Source organism: Streptomyces sp. MUSC 14 (assembly GCF_001866675.1).
Lineage (GTDB): Bacteria > Actinomycetota > Actinomycetes > Streptomycetales > Streptomycetaceae > Streptomyces.
On sequence record NZ_MLYN01000035.1, the window covers coordinates 246,160 to 261,534 of the forward strand.

Genomic DNA, 15,375 nt, shown 5'->3' on the forward strand with positions numbered 1-15,375 from the left:
TCCTGGACGTGCTGCACCGCTCTCACGCCGGGGTGGAAGACCGGGTACGCACCAACAAGGCGATGGGCCTGGGCAACCTGCCCTCGCAGTCGTGGGAGGTCAACCGTGGGTGGATGCTCGCTGCGAACCTCGCCGCCGATCTTGACGCGTGGTTGCGGCTGCTGGCCCTGCACGACATCGACGACCTGGCCAACGCCGAGCCGGACACCATGCGCTTCCGCCTCTACCACCTGCCCGCCCGCCTCGCCGACCACGCCCGCCGCCGCTGGCTGCGGATCGAGCGGACCTGGCCCTGGGCAACGGCGTTCACCACCTGCTGGCACCGGCTGACCACCCTGCCCGCCATCACCTGACGCCTCGCCCAGCAGTGCCGACGAGACAAGGAAAGGAGTAGACCGCACCATCTCCGGGTGACGTGGAACCCCGGCGCAGCCGCAGCGACACGCGAACACCCGCCCGCGATCACGCGGAACAAACAGGGCGAACCGACAGGTCAGTCATGCACCCACGACCGCTGAAGAATCGAGGCTAAGCAAACCTCCGCCCACCACTTGGCAGGCTTGATCAATCGAACAGGGTTCCTCTTCCGGTGATCGCTCGGTGATCGGGGCATAAGGGCAGGGCCTCCTGGCAGCTCGGGCTTGCGATCCCAATCGAGCAACACCGGGGGCCCTATATCCACGGGGTCAGGGACACGATCCGGCCAATTGCACGGCCAACTCCCCTACCCATGCCCCAAAACCTTTGAGCGAGCGAAACAGGTCGGCCTACGCTCCGACGACGGATCAATGACCTCGCCGCCCCTCGAGCACGCGGCCCGTCCCGACAGGAGTGTGTGTCCCTTGCCCTTCCCGCCTGGCGACATGGTCGCCGCCTTCGGCAGGCACCTGCACTTCCAGAGCATGGAGCAAGCTCTGCGCGAACGTCATCCCGAGCTCGCCGGACGGGTTCACTTCGACGACTCGCGAGGGCGGATGCTCCTGAAGGTAGCGCTGTCCGGTGTTCAATCGGTCGGCCTGGCGCACGTACGCATGGGACACGCCATCGTCTGGGCGGTGGTGGATCCGGTACTGGACAGCGAGCCGTCCGTCTGGCCGGTGGACACACCCGACGACGTACTCGTGGACGTCGTGCACGCCCACGCCTCATCCCATCTCACCGGGGAACCGGTCGCGTCCCCCTGGCGCTGGCACGAGAGTGAGCCATGCGAGATGACCGAACTGGCCGATCTCCTTGACGCGCGGGGCGTACGGGTCCGGCGCGTGGCCGCTGGGAACCGGTACTTCGCTTACGGACCGCGTCTGTCGCCCAAGCTCGACATCGTCGGCGAACGCAACGAATCTTTCATGGAGGCCGAGTTTTCCGAGGCGTTCGTCCGCGTCTTCCTCAAGCCCACGCTCGGCTGGCTGGTGGACCTGCACAGGCCGGAGTGGGGCGGCTGGGGCCGCGTCGAGCTCGACTGGTGCCTGAAGCGCAGGCCCACCCCCACTCCGGGCGTGCCTCGGGCGGAAGTGTCTGTGGCGGAGATCGCCGACTTGCTCTGCAAGGGGCCGGAAGCATGGGAAACGGAGCCGCCTTGGGTATCGCCACGGCTCGGTACACCGATCCCAGGGGAATTCGGATCCGCCCTGCAGGAAAGCGTCTTCGCGGACCTGCCCGTACAGAGCGACGTACCCGAGTGGGAGGGGGAGTTCACCGAGTTCGCGGACGAGCCCACAGAGAAGAAGTCGCCGGAACTCCGCCAGGGTCCGCTCACCCCGCGCGAAATCAGGGAAGCCGTCCTCCAGCAGCTCACCGCCTTGGGCTTCTCGGATCTGCTTGAGGGTGAGGCCGACATTCCGAGTCGGACGCGTTCCACATAGAGTGGCGCAGCACCACCAAAGATCTGTCGGCCTCCGAGATGCAGCGGCTGAACGGCCTAGCCGCAGCGGCCGGCGAGGACTTGCCCAAGCGCCTGATCGTCATCACGGGCGCCGGTCTCACACGGCCAGCGGCTGACTTCGCCGACAAGGCCAAGGCCTATGCTTTCCGCCTCAACCAGGCGACAGGCCGGCTGGCAGCCCTCAACTCCCGGGCTCGTGAGGCATTTCTGCCGACCGAGGCGCCTGGCGCGCGGGAGCTGGAACCCTGGTGACAGCTGGTTCGGGCGGGGAGAGGTCCGACCCCGCCGTCCCGGCGCGAGCGCCTCCCAAGTTCGCCTCGGGCTACCCGGATACAAGCATGCGGAAGGCGGATGATCCGGCATGATGACCTTCATGACGGGCCAGGTGGACTTGCGCACGGCAGCAGCGGCATTCGATCGAAGTGCCGTGGCTGCGACCGGGACAGCCGCGGAGGACGAGCGCAAGCAGGTGCTGTCGCAGTTCCCCATGGAGAAGTGGGGAACGCTGCCGCTTGCGCGCTACGCCCTGGGGCAGACCGCGCCCTCCGGGAGCGGGCCGACGTACTGCCGCCTGATGGAGTTCGGCACCCCGAACCTCGGCAGCATCAAGGGCGGCAGCGCCGCGAAACACATCATGTACCACCACAACTCCGGCGAGTGGCGGGTGGCGGCTCCGCTCCGCGGGATGGAGCCGCAGGAAGCGTGGGAAGAGCTACGCGGGCAGTTCGTGCGGGCCTTCGAGGCCGTGGCCGACGGGGACTTCGAGGCCATGGACGACCTGGAAGCACTGCGGTTCGGTCCGACGCTGGTGACCAAGTCACTGGCCACCTACTTCCCTGACCGCTTCCTGCCCGTCTACGCCGGCGAGCACCTGCGCACGTTCGTCGCTCTGCTGGGCGGTTCGGTGCAGGCCGGCGCACCCGCATGGCACATCAACCGACAGTTGCTGGAACTCGTCAGCGCCCGTGCGGAGTTCGCCGGATGGAGCGGGCTGGAAGTCATGAGCTTGCTGTACGACCGGTTCGACCCGCGTCCGCAGCAGCGCAGCATCTGGAAGATCGCTCCCGGTGAGCGCGGACGGTTGTGGGACGAGTGCCGCGACGGCGCAGTGATCCGCGTGGCGTGGGACGAGCTCGGCGACCTCGGCCAGTACCAGAGCGACGCCGAGCTGAAGCAGGCCCTCGACGCACACTGGCCGCGCAGCAGCGGCGGCAGCCTGACGACCGCCCGACGGCTGCTGGCCTTCCGGGACCTGGAGGCGGGGGACCGGGTCGTGGCCAACCGCGGGACGGACGAGGTTCTGGCCACCGGTACCGTCAGCGGGAGTTACCGCTTCGAATCTGACCACACGGAGTACCGGCACGTCGTCCCGGTGTCCTGGGACGCGTCCCACGCGCGGAAACTGTCGCAGCCACAGCACGGCTGGCGGTCCACGTTCGCCAAGGTCCAGCCGACACTCTTCGCGAGAATCACCGCGGGCGTCACCGAGTCGGGCTCGGAGTCCGCGGAGCTGTACGCCGGGGGCTCCGTCACGCTGCCCGAGGATGTAGCCGGTGTACTTGAGGCGCTGGAACGCAAAGGCCAGGTGATCCTGCACGGGCCTCCCGGCACCGGCAAGACCCGGCTCGCGCTCGGTGCCGCCCTCGCCCTCGCCGGCCGGGCGGACGCGCTCAACTCGGCGCCGGACCGTCGAGCCGCGGCCCAGGCCGAGACGCTCCGGGACGGCCGCATCCACATGGTGACCTTCCACCCCTCCTACGGGTACGAGGACTTCGTGGAGGGCTTCAAGCCGGACCTGGGCGCCACGGGCCCCGGCCTGACCCTGGCCCTCACCGACGGCGTGTTCCCCACCCTGTGCACCCACGCCTCCGCTCGCCCGGACGAGACATTTCTGCTGATCATCGACGAGATCAACCGGGGCGACCTGCCGCGCATCTTCGGCGAGTTGGTCACCCTGCTCGAACTCGACAAACGGGGCCTGCCCCTCGCCCTGTCCGTCAGCAGGCGTACCTTCTCCGTGCCGCCGAACGTGCGGATCATCGGCACCATGAACACGGCGGACCGCAGCATCAGCCACCTCGACGCCGCTGTACGCCGCCGCTTCGCCTTCCTCCCGGTCGGCCCCGACCCGGACGCCGTGTTCGGCACGGTAGGCCCTCTGGACCTGGCACAGTTCTTGGAGTCCCTCAACACCCGCATCGCCCGTCACCTGGACGCCGATCACCAGATAGGGCACGCCTACCTTCTGCGCGACGGCGAGCCGATCGCCACCGAGGACGCTCTGGCGGCCGTCTTCCACCACGAAGTGATCCCGCTCCTGGAGGACTACTGCCTCGGCCGCGCCGACCTGCTGCACCGCATCTTCGGCAGCCTCGTCGACACGGACACCGGACGTCCCGCGCTGATGTCGCCGCAGGACCTCGCCGCTGCGCTCGCGACCGAGTTCACCAGCGGCACGCCGGGCCCCGATGCCTGACCGCACCGAGGTCCGGCTCGCGGAGTACGGATCCGCCTCGCTGGAGGCCGGGCAGCTCACGCCCCGGGACGTCGAGCGTCTGCGGGCCCTCCAACTGCGTGGCCGCCTCACCCTCGACCAGGTCCCGGCCGGATGGCGGCTGAAGGCCGACGCGACCGTCGGCGTCCTCGTGCTCGACCGCCTCCGCCTGGTCATCGAGCCCAAGTTCGCCATCCCGGGCGAGCAGCTCATGAGCTGGCTCGCCTACGCCCTCGGCGCGCCCGCACCGCTCCCCGCCACGGCGCGGCGCTGGCACACCGGCCCGGGAGGCTACGCCGACCTCGTGGCCGCTGCCCTGCTGGGGCAGTGCGAGCAACTGGTACGGGAGGGGCTGCGCAGAGACTACGTACCGCGGCAGAGCGTGGAACCGGTCCTGCGGGGACGCCTGGACGTCGCAGCCCAGGTGTCCCGCCGCTACGGGCAACTCGACCGGCTGCACGTCCGTACCTTCGACCGGGAGGCGGACATCTGGGACAACCGAGTGCTTGGGACCGCGCTACGGGTGGCCCGCACCCTGGCCACGCATCCCGGCCTGGCCCGCGACCTCTATGCCATCGCCGACGCGTTCCCGCAGGCCCCGACCCCCGACGCCGCCCTGCGCGCCCTGAACCGCACCCGGTACACACGCCTGAACGCCCGCTACCACGCTGCCCACACCTGGGCCCGCCTGCTCCTGCGCGGTGGAGGCGTGGCCGACCTCCTCACCGACCAGGGCACCACAGCCGACGGACTCCTACTGGCCATGCCCGCCCTCTGGGAAGCCGTCGTCCGGCGCCTGGCCACCGAGGCCGCCGCCCCGCAGGACGGGCACGCCGTCCCCAGCAGCGGCGCAACGGGCATCACCGTCCGGGGCGACCTCGGCAGCACCTCGACCTTCCGGCCGGACGTCCTGCTCAGCCTCCCCGGACGGGACTCTGCGGTGCGCACATGGCTACCGGTGGACGCCAAGTACAAGCGCTACGACCGCTACGGCGTCGGCGCCGGCGACATCCACCAGCTCCTCACCTACAGCGCCGGCTACACCCCGAGTACCCATCCGCGCGCCGTGATCGTCCACCCCCGTCTCGGCAGGCACACGCACCGAGTCCTGCAGATCAGTGGACCGCGGGGCACGCTCGGAAACATCCACGTCCTCGGTATCGACACCGAAGCAGCGCCACAGCAGGCAGCCATGTGGATCAGGGGAGCACTGCCCTGGACCGACTGGTGATCGTCGCTCTCCCACCGCAACAGGCACCGACGCCACTCGACAGCACAGGGGGCGGCGCCGCAGGCCGCACTGGCGGCCGCGTCTCGGCCGGGGGTGCGCCCGGCGGATTGGTCTCTTTGAGGCCTTTGCTGAAGTAAGAGGTTGTCTCAGTTGGCGTGCGGGATGAGTACCCATACTCAGGTGCGTCCGAGGATGGGGCGGCATGCTGGCGGACATGCAGCGTCCTTCGGTGTGGTTGGATCTCGGGCTCGCGATCGTGCTTCTTCCGGTGTCGGCCATGCTTATCGTCTGGCTCGGGATGCATGTGATGTTCTCGGGTGATGACTTCGGATCCTCCGGTATGCGCACTGCCCAAGCCGGGCGGCGCGGGGCATGGGTCTGCGGTTGCGCAGCGGTTGTGGCTGGTGGCGGTTTGATGGGCCTGCGGTTGTGGATCGCCGGGTCCGTTCACCTATTCGTTCTCGGTGCGGCGGCTGTTCTGTTCGCCGGCGTTGCTGCTCAGAATGGTTGATTCCAGCAGTCGCCAGTAGCAGATCAGAGCGCTGGCGAGGCCGACGAACGCGAGGAAGTGCTCGGCCTTGCGCTCGTAGCGGCGGTGCAGGCGGCGGCAGCCGCCCAGCCACGACAGCCTGCGTTCAATGACCCAGCGGTGCCGACCGAGGCGGCCTATTGCGGTGTGTCGCAGTGGGATAAACCTTCTCTCTGAACCGCCCGCCGTAGAAGTTGGTCTTGAGCATCCCGTCGGACGAGGCCATGCGGGTGGCGGCTAGAGATCTTTAACGGCTGAGGTTAGTGCTATCTGGCCATCGCCGACACTTCCTTCAGTTGGCCGGTGTGCGTGATGTACCGAGGGGCTTGGGGCGCCGGGCTGTTGCCGCGGTACAGAGTGGGGCCCGCTCCTCGGGCGTCGGTGGCGGCACGTACGGTCTGCGCATGACTGATCAGTGGTGGGCGGGCGTACGCCAGCGAGTTGAGGGGGCCGGTGCAGGCCCTGCGGCCAGCAAGGTTTTCGGTGCACTGGGGCACAAGTGGGTCGTGGAGGATCCGCTTACCCAGGGCGAGCTTGCCGAAGTCGAGGCTCAGATAGGCGTGCAGCTGCCGGAGGAATACCGGGCCTTCCTGCTCCACGTGGGCGCGGGCGGCGCAGGTCCCGCGTATGGCCTGTTCCCGGTTCGGCGCGTGCAGGGCCGTTGGCGATGGGAGGGCGACGGCGCAGACCTGGCTGACCTGTCGAGGCTTGCCGAGCCGTTTCCTGACCAAGGTCCGGACCCGGAGCTACTCAACGATGCTCTTGCCCAACGTCCCGAGGAAGAGGACTTCGACGACATTGAGGATTTCGACGACGCCATCGAAGCGTGGGACGAGCGGTGGGAGGCCGTCATGTTCGCCCCGGAGCGCACCGCAGGCGCGATCGTGATCTCCCACCTGGGCTGCGCCCAAAGAGAGTGGCTGATCATCAACGGCAGCCACCGCGGCACGATCTGGTCCGATTGCCGGGTAGACGACGTCGACCTCGCCCCACTCCTCAACGACGACGGTATGCCGGTGACGTTCGCCCGCTGGTATACCAACTGGCTGGAGAAAGCCGAGCTCATAGCCCTGTCGTAGGTCATCGCCCTGTGCTGCTGAGCGTTGTAGTTGGCCCAAAGGAGGGGCCGTTAACTTGACACACCCCGCTGGATCTGCAGGACAGTCGCCGCTCCGGCAACGGATCGATCCTTGCGCATAGTGATCACCTCGCCGAGCCGAAGGGGCAGCTACCACGAGGGGTCGAGAGGGGCGAGGCGCACCGAAAATCGTCCACTCGGTTCCAGCAGGGTATGAATTCCGCCCAAGGCCGGGCGACATCGAGGGGGGCCGATTGGCCGGTCGGGGTTCAATTGCCGATGCTGCACATCGGCAGAAGGACACCGCTTGTCAGTGTGCGGGGCGATGATAGGACGGTCGGGTGGGACCGCAGAGTGGGGAGCGACACGCGTGCATCTGAGTCGGGTGGAAGTCAAGGGGCTGCGCGCGAGCGCCGAGTCGGAGATCGTCTGCGATCTTCCCGGCCGGTTCAGTGTCCTGATCGGCGCGAACGGGGTCGGGAAGACCACCGTCACTGATGCTCTCTACTTGGCCCATCCCAGTCGTTTCCCCAGCCTGCCGCGCCCGAGCGCGACCGCGCTGGGCAGCGGCGAACGTAGTATCACGGTCCAATACACCTTGGACGCCGATCTGCACACCGAAGGAGCCCTGGGGCGGCAGATCCACGCCATCCATCACGGTTCGCCCGGCACTGTCGCGCAGCGCTGGAGCACAAACTTGACCCGGAGTCTGGGCAGCGTCCAGGCGCAGGCAGGCCAGCGCCTGGGGCCACTGGACACGCTCGACCCCTTCAAGCTCCTGTACCTGCCAGCGTGGCGTCATCCGCTGGACGAGCTCGCCCGGCGTGAGGTCCGCATCCTGATCGAGTTGCTGCGCGCGCAGCAGGAACGCCTGGACGGACGCCGCAGTTTGGTATCGCTGCGGGCGCGGGCCTCTCAACTCCTCGAGGGCTTGGCCAAGGACGGCATCATCGAGGCCGTTGAGGAGCGTATCGGCGCACACCTCTCGGCGATGTCGGCGGGCGTGAGTCGGCAGTGGCCCTATGTCCGGGGGCAGGTCATCGACGATACCTATTTGGCACGTGTCCTGGAGCTGATGCTTGCCGTGATTGAGGGGCGGGGCCAGGCACGCCCACTGGAGGTCTCCGGCTTGGGCTACGTCAACCTCCTCCACATCGCCGTCACGCTGGCGGCAATCCCCGACCCAGCCAAGCGCGCCACAGGTATGCCCAGCCCGGGTATGGGGGGCACGCCCGACCCCGATGACATAGAGGAGGCTGCGCGCCAGGCTAACGAGCAGCTCGTGCAGGCGCAGGCCGAGGCCGAATCCGCAGAGGACTCCTTTTTCCCGCCAGATCCTTTCCACGCCACCGTGGTCATTGAGGAGCCCGAGGCCCACCTGCACCCGCAGCTTCAGCACGCCCTAGTTCGCTACCTGCGCGGCGTTACCGCTCGACGCCCAGAATTGCAGATCGTCCTGTCCAGCCACGCCACCGACGTCATAACGTCCTGCAGCCCAGAGCAGATCGTCGTGTTGCGTCGAACTAGCGACGGACGCCGGTTCTGCCGTCCCATCGCCACCTTGCCGATGGCCGAGCGCGACAAGACTCTGCGCATGACGCGGCTCCATCTGGACACTAGCCGCTCGGCCGCCTTGTTCGCTGAGCGTCTGGTCCTGGTCGAGGGCGTCACCGAGGTAGCGGTACTGCGCGAGTTCGCCCGTGCTTGGGCCGCCCAGGACGCGGACAAGCAAGCGTTCGTCGAGGCCCTGAGCATCGTGCCCATGGGCACCAAAGTCGGAGCGTGGGCGGTGCGGCTGCTGGCGACCAAGGACGCGGAGCTGTGCACCAAGATCGCCGTCCTGCGCGACAGCGACCTGGACTTTGATGCTGTCCCCACCGACCCGCCTTGGATCACCGCTCACGACCCCGACATTGCCCGGGCTTTTGTCAGTCACCCCACGCTCGAGCCGGCCATCACCGCAGGCAACGAGAAGCTGATCGCCGACGCCCTGGATGACCTGTCCCTGCCCGTACCAGAGCCACTGGATCCCGAGTCAGTCCACGCCCTGTTTCGCAGCGCTCGCAAGGCCAAGGACGGCAACGACGCCACGCGCGCCGGCGCGGGGGCGAAGCGCAAGGCGGAGTTCGCACTCGCACTCGCCCAGCAACTTGCCGCCGCCAATGAAGCAAAGATCCACCCGGTCGTCCCAGACCACCTGCAGGCGATGTTCGACTTCCTGTACCCGATACCACCTGCCACCAGCGGGCCGGACGACCACCCCCAGCCGAGTGAGGACGACAGGGACGTACCGGATGCGTTCAACGACTTGGGCGATGCGCTGCCTCCTACTGCTAACCCCGGGTTTAGTCCGGCACCCGATGTCACCAGTTGGGGCAAGCCCCGTGGCTGAGGCTGCCCTGGACCGGCTGACCCGCGAACAGCTCATCGCCGCTGGCACACCCCTCCCACGCCTCTACATCGAAGCCGCCCCCGGTTCCGGAAAGACCACCGTGTCCGCATACCGCTTCGGCGTGCAGCGCTTCACCCTGGCCAGCGACCCGCGCGCGGTGGTCGCGGTCAGCTTCACCCGCTCCGCCACTGCGGAACTGCGCGCACGCGTCCGTGAAACCTGGGGCCGCGCCGCGATCAACCCACCGCACCGCATCGTCACCCTCGACACCGTCGTCTATGACCTGCTCGCCCATCTCCTGCACACCAATACCCTCCACTGGCCGGGCGGCCACACCGACCTTGAGGTCCTGGATACCTGGAAGGCCCACTACCCGACCCGCTACACGGCCCGGGAACCGGTCGTCGAACTCGAAGGCCGCCAGATCGTCACTGCCTATACCTATCGCCACGCCAAGGGCAACCACCTTGCCCAGCCCGACTTTGACACCGCTGTGAACAACGGCCAATGCACCCACGACAACGTCCGTGCGATCCTCGAACAGGCCCTGGGCGATCCGGACGTAACCGACTGTCTGATTGACTACTTCGCTGCCACCACCCGCGCTCTAATCGTCGACGAGATCTTCGACGCCAACAGTCTCGACCTGGCTGTAGTCGAACTCGCCGCCCAAGCCGGGCTGGACGTCACCGTCGTCGGTGACCCCTGGCAGGCCCTGTACGGCTTCCGAGGCGCCCGTCCCGACCTCGTACCCACCCTCATCGAGCGCGCCGAGATGGCAACCCTCCAGCTGACCGCATCCTTCCGCTGGCGCACACCCGACCAAGAGCACCTGGCCACGGCCCTGCGTCGAAGCGAACCCACCACGGTACCCAGCGCCGCGCTGGACGGCGTTGATGTTGTCCTAGCCCGCGAATGGAAACCCCTGTGGAATACGCACCCCCGCGTACTGCCCCTCGCATTCCGCTCCGCCAGCGGCAACACGCAAGAGGCCGCCTCCACCCTGCTGCTCAACCGGCTCACCCGCAGCGCCTTCGGCGAGCACGCCACCTACGCGGCCGACGCCGCCGCCACGCTACGCCTGGACGATGAAGCTTGCGCCCGACTGGAACCCCGCCTGGACGCGATTCTCGCGCGGCTCGCCGACAGCGACGACCTTCCTACGACGCTCGCGGACCTCACGGCCGCAATCGCCACCGAGTCACCTGCCAAGATCCCCCGGAGACATCGCGACCACATTGATCGCCTCCAACAACTACGCACCCGCCTCCTCCGCCCCTTCGGCGACCTCGTACTCGGCCTGACCACTCATCAGGCCAAGGGGCGCGAGTGGGACACAGTCGCTGTGCGACTCGAGGACAGCGATACCCGGTCCCTACGCCACGGCCTGGACCGGGCCAACGAAGACCACCGCAAGCTCTACGTGGCACTCACCCGCGCTCGCCGCCGATCACTCGCCGTGTGACGTGGGAGTCGCGGGTGTACGAGATGGGCGGCTGCACGGTGCGCCGCGCCGTTCTCAACGGCCGGTGGCTCCGAAGCCGCGCCGGAGGCTAACTGCGACCAAAACTGCAACCACGGAACAACGAAGGACCCGGCCGCAGTGCGGCCGGGTCCTTCGTTTGCCCTGGTGGGCGGCGGCGGAGGATACGAGATGCGAACTCGTGAGGAGTTGCCCCCAATACGCTTTCCAGGTCTGTTGGTGCCTCGTGGAGCGGCGTGCAGGGGCGTTCAACTGCGTTCATGGTTGACTGGTCGTCCGATGCGGGGACGGCTTGAGGTCTCGCCTGTACGGCGGTGAACGGGGCTGAATGCGACGGAAATTGAGACGACGGCAGCCAGGTTGCTTGGGGCCCGCCTCGTCGGCACCGGACGCGGGCCCCATCATCAACCTGCGGCGCTTGCTCCGGCTATTCGGCGGTGTGGCTCTGCTGCCGAATGAGCGCTCGCCACGTCTCCGTGGCTGACAGCGTGACGGCGCCGATCCAATCTGGATCGTCAGGGTCGTCCCAGACCGCCGAATCCTTGAGGACCTCGGGGATCTCCGCGCGGGGTATCGGCGGGCCGTATGTCGCGCCTGCCTGCCCATCCGGTGCGGTCCAAGGTTCGAGGCGATGGACGTGTACCCAGCCGCGATCGACGAGGCCGAGCACAATGTGCGGAAGATCGACAGCGTGGCCGTGTTCGTCTTTGGCGCTCGTCGCGTAAGCGAGGATGCCCGACGCCTCGCTGGCGCAGACCATCAGATCACGCTCCACCGAAGTGAGTGCTGCCCATGGTGAATCAGCCATGCGGAGAGGATGTCATGTGGACCGGTGGGGAGGCTGCGGCCGCCGGCACGCGGCATCTCAGCTTGGGAAGTTGGGAAGCTCCGATCACTGACGGTCGGCTCAAGCTCCGGCCTGGGAGAACGTTCGGCCGTGGTCGTCCGGGCTGGGCCGCCTTCACCGTGGCTCCCCGCTACTCCCCGCTCGTTCTGGTGCGGTAGTGGTGCAGAAGATCGTGTCCCGCGACGTGGTGTAGGGGATTGGCTTTATTCACGAGTCGTGACGGCGGTTGTACACGGGTTTGGAAGGCGCCCGTTTCCACGGTCGGGTGATGTTCACGAGTTTTGAAGGCAGTGGGGGACTTGCCAGGACAGCATCGGGGTGCTCCTGGTGAAAGGTCCTGGTCATGCCGCAGATGTCGAAGGTCGAGCTGTACGCGGCGATCCGGCGGGACCACCGGGCCGGGGTGACGATGCGGGAGCTGGAGCGCAAGTACAACGTCGCCTGGCGGACGGTGCGCAAGGCTTTGGACTCGGCCTGGCCTGAGCAGCGCAAGCCGCTGCCGCCGCGGCCGTCGGCGCTGGACCCGTACAAGGCAGTGATCGACGGGATCTTGCGGGCGGACCTGGACGCGCCGCGCAAGCAGCGGCACACGGTCACCCGGATCTTCCACCGGCTGGTCGAGGAGCACGGCGCGGCCGTGAACTATCCGATGGTCAGGCGCTATGTCGCCGACCGGAAGCCGCAGATCGCGGTGGAGGCGGGCAAGGCACCCATCGAGGCGTTCGTCCCGCAGACCCATCCGCCCGGCATGGAGGCCGAGGTCGACTTCGGCGACGTGGCCGTGCGGCTCGCCGGCGAGATGGTGACCTGCTACCTGTTCTCCTTCCGCCTGTCGTATTCGGGCAAGGCCGTCCACCGCGTGTTCGCCTCCGCCGGCCAGGAAGCCTTCTTCGAGGGCCACGTGCACGCGCTGCGGGTGCTGGGCGGTTATGTGGGTGACAACTCTTCCGCAATCTCGTGTTCCCGGTCAGGATGGTCGCTCCCGTCGAGGAGCTCGGATGGCCTGGCAGCCGCAGTTGGTACGACGCGTCGATGCCGCGGGAAACCCCACGGCATCACTCGGGCACGCCCTGGTCGACGACTACCTGGAGTTCGTGGCGGCACGCTGCCGGCCGAACACTCTGCTGGCCACCGCCTACGACCTGAAGGTCTTCTTCTCGGTGGTACCCAAGGAGCCGGCCGACGTCGTCACCGGGGACGTCTTCGCGTTCATCACCGCGCAGAAGAGGCCGCGGCGGGGAGCGAAGGTCGTCCGGCTCGAAGACGGTGAGGCAGGACTCTCGGCTCGGACCATCAAGCGCCGCCTCGCCAGCATCTCCGGGCTGTTCGGCTACCTCATGACCCGCGACGACCTGGCCATTGATCGCAACCCGGTGCCGACGGGGCTGGCCAACCGCCGCCGCAGCGGCAACCGGGGGGCACCGCTCCTGCGCACGCCCCGAACCCTCCCGCGCGTCCTCGGACCGACTGAGGTCGAAGCGGTGCTCGGTGCAGTGAACACCGCGCGGGATAGGGCCATGGTCCTCGCGATGCTGCTCGGCGGGCTTCGCCGCTGCGAGGTCCTCGGCTTGCGGCTGGGTGACCTGTCACCGGGTGAGCGTCGGGTCTTCATCAGCGAGGGCAAGGGCGGCCACCAGCGCTTGATACCCGTCTCCGCTCAGTTCTTCAGCGCGGTCGGCGACTATCTGGACCGCGAGCGTCCACCCGTCGACCACGATCGGCTGTTCGTGGTGCTGCGCGGGCCCACCCGCGGCCGACCGTTCTCCGCCGATGGTCTGGACGAGATTCTTGACGGCGTCCGGAAGCGAACCGGACTACCGAGGCTGACCTGTCATCAGCTCCGCCATACCTGCCTGACCCGGCTGCGGGAGGCGGGCATGGCACTGGAGGCGGTACAGGCCCAGGCTGGACACCGCTCCATCGAATCAACTCGGATCTACATACACCTGGCGAACAGCTGGCTCGTCGAGCAGTACCTGCAGGCGAGTGCCGCCATCGACGCCGATCGGACGGAGTCCTGATGCGCCGGGCCCGCGCCGCGGCCCTGCCGATCGTGCGCCCGGACCTGGTCGAGTTCTACCTCGCTCACCGGGCCGCGCAGGGCATGAACATCGATCACAAGGTTCGCTGGGGAGCCCGCGCTCTGCTCGCCGCGGTGCCCGACCTGAGCGACTTCTGCGACCTGCCGCTGGAACGCCAGCTTGCCTTCAACCACGAGAGCCACCGATTCATCAGCTGGCTCTCGGTCACCGGACGTCTGCAACCCGGGGCGGACTACCTGGTCGCCCGACGCCCACGACTGGGCATCGTACTTGCTCGCACGGAGCCGGAACTGCACCTGAGGTTCATGGAGACGGCCCGGTTCCTCGGTTTTCGCGACGCGCTGGCCATGACCCAGTTCAACCTGCTGGGCCACTTCGTAGCCCTGTTCGGCAAGCGGCCACACGAGCTGCAGCAGACCGACTGGGACGAGGGACGCCGCCTGCTGCTGGAGGCTGCCCGCCGCATCCCCAACCGTGGGGTCAAGGCCCTGTCGACCGCCCTGTTCAACTTGGAAGCGACGCTCTTCCACTGCGAGTTGACTGACCAGCTCCCGCGTCGTCGCTCGCCGGACCGGGCCGACATACGGGCCCGGGAGTGGTCCCGGGTCCCGGCCGGAATGGCGCACACGATGCAGCACTACCTGCGGCATATAGCCGGAACAATGCGGCCGGGCACCGTGAAGAACGCCGAGCTGACGCTGCGGGAGTTCGCCCTCCTGGTCGCCGCCGAAGACACGGACGTCACCTGCGTCGCCGCACTCAAGCGGAGGCACGTCGAACGCTACCGGCAGTGGCCGCTGGAGCGGCCGGCCGCCCGCGGAGGACCGCTGCACCGGCACACCGTCCGCGACCGCCTCAGCAAACTCCGCGGCTTCTTCCGCCGCCTGGATGAGTGGGACGCCGCCGACCGGCCGCCCCGCCAGCTGATCTTCGACAGCGACTTCCCGATCGCGGACGAACCACTGCCCCGGTTCTTGGACGACGCCGCGGCCGCCAAACTACTGGCAGCCGCCCGCAAGGACCCCGATCCGTTCGCCCGGCTGGCCATCGAGATCCTCGCCCGCACCGGGATGCGCCGCAGCGAGATGCTCGGCCTCACCATCGACGCGGTCGTGCAGATCGGATCCGCCTACTGGCTCCGCGTCCCGGTCGGCAAGATGCACACCGACCGCTACGTCCCCCTGCATCCGCAGCTCAAGACGCTACTGGACGACTGGCTGCTGCACCGGCCCGAGGGCCTGCGCTCAAACCTGTTGTTCACCGACCACGGCCGCCCTGTCAACGCCTCCCGCATCGAGGCCGCGGTCCGCAAGGCCGCCCAGCAGGCGGGACTCGGCCGGGTCACTCCACACCAGCTCAGACATATTGTCTCCGCTTAGTTTCTGTGTGGCGATTGG

The 15,375-nt window shown here is 67.9% G+C and carries 12 protein-coding genes and 1 pseudogene; 11 read left to right on the forward strand and 2 right to left on the reverse strand.

Annotated elements, in window-relative coordinates:
• Positions 1–8 precede the first annotated feature (8 nt).
• The 6 genes from BIV25_RS22990 to BIV25_RS23010 all read left to right on the forward strand — a co-directional run bounded on the left by BIV25_RS22990 (position 9) and on the right by BIV25_RS23010 (position 6,118).
• Positions 9–353 (forward strand): transposase, encoded by a 345-nt coding sequence (locus BIV25_RS22990; protein ID WP_256256011.1) that lies wholly within the window; start codon positions 9–11, stop codon positions 351–353.
• A 510-nt stretch (positions 354–863) separates the two neighbouring features.
• Entirely contained in the window at positions 864–1,862 is a 999-nt protein-coding gene (locus BIV25_RS22995) for a hypothetical protein (protein WP_079176835.1), read from the forward strand.
• Between the two features lie 38 nt (positions 1,863–1,900).
• A complete protein-coding gene (locus BIV25_RS47505; protein ID WP_256256012.1) occupies positions 1,901–2,134 on the forward strand; it encodes a hypothetical protein in 234 nt (77 codons plus the stop codon).
• A gap of 175 nt (positions 2,135–2,309) precedes the next feature.
• A complete protein-coding gene (locus BIV25_RS23000) occupies positions 2,310–4,358 on the forward strand; it encodes an AAA family ATPase (protein WP_256256013.1) in 2,049 nt (682 codons plus the stop codon).
• Complete coding sequence (locus BIV25_RS23005; RefSeq protein WP_071374268.1) at positions 4,351–5,607, forward strand: McrC family protein; 1,257 nt, start codon at positions 4,351–4,353, stop codon at positions 5,605–5,607. Before BIV25_RS23000 ends, BIV25_RS23005 begins: the two co-directional genes overlap by 8 nt.
• A 202-nt stretch (positions 5,608–5,809) precedes the next feature.
• Positions 5,810–6,118, forward strand: a complete 309-nt coding sequence (locus tag BIV25_RS23010; RefSeq protein WP_071374269.1) for a hypothetical protein — start codon at positions 5,810–5,812, stop codon at positions 6,116–6,118.
• Here BIV25_RS23010 and BIV25_RS47510 read toward each other — a convergent pair.
• Positions 6,059–6,271: pseudogene (locus tag BIV25_RS47510) on the reverse strand (transposase); the annotation flags it as partial. The gene BIV25_RS23010 and the pseudogene BIV25_RS47510 overlap by 60 nt on opposite strands.
• A gap of 269 nt (positions 6,272–6,540) precedes the next feature.
• Here BIV25_RS47510 and BIV25_RS23015 point away from each other — a divergent pair.
• From BIV25_RS23015 to BIV25_RS23025, 3 genes are all read left to right on the forward strand, one after another.
• Positions 6,541–7,215 (forward strand): SMI1/KNR4 family protein, encoded by a 675-nt coding sequence (locus tag BIV25_RS23015; RefSeq protein ID WP_071374270.1) that lies wholly within the window; start codon positions 6,541–6,543, stop codon positions 7,213–7,215.
• 369 nt (positions 7,216–7,584) lie between these two features.
• Complete coding sequence (locus BIV25_RS49495; RefSeq protein ID WP_071374271.1) at positions 7,585–9,606, forward strand: ATP-dependent endonuclease; 2,022 nt, start codon at positions 7,585–7,587, stop codon at positions 9,604–9,606.
• On the forward strand, positions 9,599–11,071 hold the full coding sequence (locus BIV25_RS23025; protein WP_071374272.1) for a UvrD-helicase domain-containing protein: 1,473 nt from the start codon (positions 9,599–9,601) through the stop codon (positions 11,069–11,071). Before BIV25_RS49495 ends, BIV25_RS23025 begins: the two co-directional genes overlap by 8 nt.
• Positions 11,072–11,516: 445 nt before the next feature.
• On the opposite strand, the gene BIV25_RS23030 is transcribed toward BIV25_RS23025, so the two are convergent.
• Positions 11,517–11,897 carry a hypothetical protein gene (locus tag BIV25_RS23030; RefSeq protein WP_143076696.1) on the reverse strand — a complete coding sequence of 127 codons (381 nt, stop codon included), beginning with the start codon at positions 11,895–11,897 and terminating at the stop codon, positions 11,517–11,519.
• 1,133 nt (positions 11,898–13,030) lie between these two features.
• Between BIV25_RS23030 and BIV25_RS23040 the strand changes: the two genes are divergently transcribed.
• Positions 13,031–13,957 carry a tyrosine-type recombinase/integrase gene (locus BIV25_RS23040; protein ID WP_256256014.1) on the forward strand — a complete coding sequence of 309 codons (927 nt, stop codon included), beginning with the start codon at positions 13,031–13,033 and terminating at the stop codon, positions 13,955–13,957.
• Positions 13,957–15,357: a tyrosine-type recombinase/integrase gene (locus tag BIV25_RS23045; protein ID WP_256256015.1), complete on the forward strand. Its 1,401-nt coding sequence runs from the start codon at positions 13,957–13,959 to the stop codon at positions 15,355–15,357. Before BIV25_RS23040 ends, BIV25_RS23045 begins: the two co-directional genes overlap by 1 nt.
• Positions 15,358–15,375 lie beyond the last annotated feature (18 nt).